Annotated in this window: 2 protein-coding genes; both read left to right on the forward strand. The window is 69.7% G+C overall.

Annotation, left to right across the window (positions count from 1 at the left end; translation table 11 throughout):
• Positions 1-1,596: HAMP domain-containing sensor histidine kinase (locus tag G6031_RS15185; RefSeq protein ID WP_241737373.1), on the forward strand; the 1,596-nt coding region annotated here is incomplete at its 5' end.
• 60 nt (positions 1,597-1,656) lie between these two features.
• Positions 1,657-2,319, forward strand: a complete 663-nt coding sequence (locus tag G6031_RS15190; RefSeq protein WP_179523602.1) for a response regulator transcription factor — start codon at positions 1,657-1,659, stop codon at positions 2,317-2,319.
• Positions 2,320-2,373 lie beyond the last annotated feature (54 nt).

Below are 2,373 nucleotides of genomic sequence, written 5' to 3' on the forward strand. Positions count from 1 at the left end.
GGAATCACCCTCACCTCTGCCGCCGTGTTCGCCGCCATGGTGCTGTTCACGCTGCAGGTGCTCCATCTCACCGCCGAACGGACGACCGACGCCCGTCTCAACCGCGAGGCCGCGGACTTCTCGACGTTCATGGACGCGGGGATCCTGCCGTCGGCCGAGTCGGAGAACCCCACCACCGAGCAGCTGATCCGCGCGTATCTGGCGCAGCAGTACCCGTCGGCCGAACTGCTCCTCGTGGGGACCGCCACCACCTCGGGGACGCAGTTCACGCTCTCGAGGTTCAGCTCGGACGACGACACCCTGTTCCCCCCGGCCATGCGGTCCCAGATCCAACGGATCGGGCTGGTGTCGGATGAGGGGTCCGGTGTCATCGACGGCACCGTGCGGTGGCGTAAGGCCGAGGTCGACGGCCCGGCCGGGCCGGCCGGGCCGGCCAACATCGTGGTCGCGATCAGTGACGCACCCACCCGCGAGGACACCGGTCGCGTCGCGGACCTCCTGCTGAGCACCGGCGCCGGCGGCATCGTCCTCAGCGCGCTCGTCGCCTGGCTCCTGGCCGGCCGGATGATCGTCCCCGTCCGGAGGATCCGTGAGGCCGCGGAGACGATCTCGGCCGCGGACCTGTCACGTCGCGTTCCCGTGGACGGACCGGACGAGATCGTCTCCCTGGCCGACACGGTCAACGCGATGCTCGAGCGCGTGGAGGAGGCCTATCGGACGCAGCGGGAGTTCCTCGACGACGCCGGCCACGAGCTCCGCACGCCCCTGACCGTGGTCCAGGGGAACCTGGATCTCATGCCGGAGGATCCGAAGGAGCGGGCCGAGACCACCCGGATCATGCAGGACGAGCTGTCCCGGATGACCCGCATCGTCGAGGACCTGCTCACCCTGGCGCGCTCCGACCGCCCCGACTTCCTCCAGACCGCCCCCACCGACGTCGCGGAACTGGTTCTGGACGTCGAGGCGAAGATCGACGTGATCGCCGACCGCGAGTGGTCGGTGCTCCCGTACGCCGAGGACGTCGCCCTGCTGGACCAGCACCGGATCACCCAGGCGCTCATCCAGTTCTGCTCCAATGCCGTGCGGTTCACCGGACCGGGGGACCTGATCGAGATCGGCTGCCGGGTGATCGCCCCGGGGGACCCGACGGTCACCGACGATCTGGCGGTCGGCCCACTGCCCGACCCGCCGCATCGCGAGAACTACCGACGCCGGTTGCTGTGGTGGGTGCGCGACAGCGGCCCGGGGATCCCGCCCGGCGAGGAGGAGACCATCTTCGAGCGGTTCCACACCGCCCGCGGTCAGCTCCGCGACGGACGCGGGGGAACCGGGCTGGGCCTGGCGATCGTCGCGACGATCGCCCGGGCCCACGGGGGCCGCGCGTTCGCGTTCAACGCCAAGGGCGGGGGCGCCGCGTTCTGCATCGTCGTGCCCTACGTCCCCGCGAGCTTCGATTCCGACGCCGGGGACGAGGTGGACACCGACCTCGACGAGGCCGCCCCCACGGTCGGTCGGGGGCCCGAGCGTCGCCGCCGATCCGGCAGGGGGCGGTACGAGCGGAACCGGCGATCCGGCGCACCCGGGGACACGACCTGATGACACGCTCGAATCACGTGCTCCGCGTGGAATACTCCATTGTCTTAGAAGGAGGGTTGCATGACGAATGTGCTCGTCGTGGAGGATGACGACCTCATCCGCTCGGTACTGGTCAAGGCACTCGGCGGCGCCGAGTACACCGCACTCGAGGCGGTGGACGGGGACAGCGCGCGGTCCATCCTGTCGACCATCTCCGACATCGATCTGATGTTGCTGGACATCGGCCTGCCGGACATCGACGGCCTGACGCTGCTCCGCGAGGCGCGCGACCGCGGGTTCGCGGCTCCCGTCATCATCCTCACGGCCCGCGACAGCGTCGCGAACACCGTCGAGGGACTGGACTCCGGGGCCAACGACTACATGGTCAAGCCCTTCCGTGTCCCGGAGCTGCTGGCCCGCATCCGGCTCCGCCTGCGCGAGCACGAGGCGTCGGAGGACCCCGGCATCCTCGAGCACGCCGGCATGCGCCTGGACATCCGCACCCGCCGGGTCGAGGTCGACGGCCGGATCCAGGAACTCACGAACCGCGAGTACTCGCTGCTGGAGATGTTGCTGCGCAACAAGGGCGAGACCATCAGCCGTGAGCAGTTGCTCGAGAGCGTGTGGGGTATGGACTTCGACCCCGGTTCGAACATCGTCAACGTCTACATCCGGTCGTTGCGCCGCAAGATCGGTGAGAACAAGGTCCACACCGTCCGGGGCGTCGGCTACCGCGTGGAGTGACCGCTCCACCCCGACCGGACCACTGCGGCGCCGGACCCGTGATCGGGTCCGGCG

It is taken from the genome of Dietzia sp. CQ4 (assembly GCF_014145125.1).
GTDB classification, from domain to species: domain Bacteria; phylum Actinomycetota; class Actinomycetes; order Mycobacteriales; family Mycobacteriaceae; genus Dietzia; species Dietzia natronolimnaea.

What these genes read in the sequence shown, in the direction of transcription:
- G6031_RS15190 (WP_179523602.1), top strand. Translation starts at nt 1,657, where the DNA reads ATGACGAATGTGCTCGTCGTGGAGGATGACGACCTCATCCGCTCGGTA.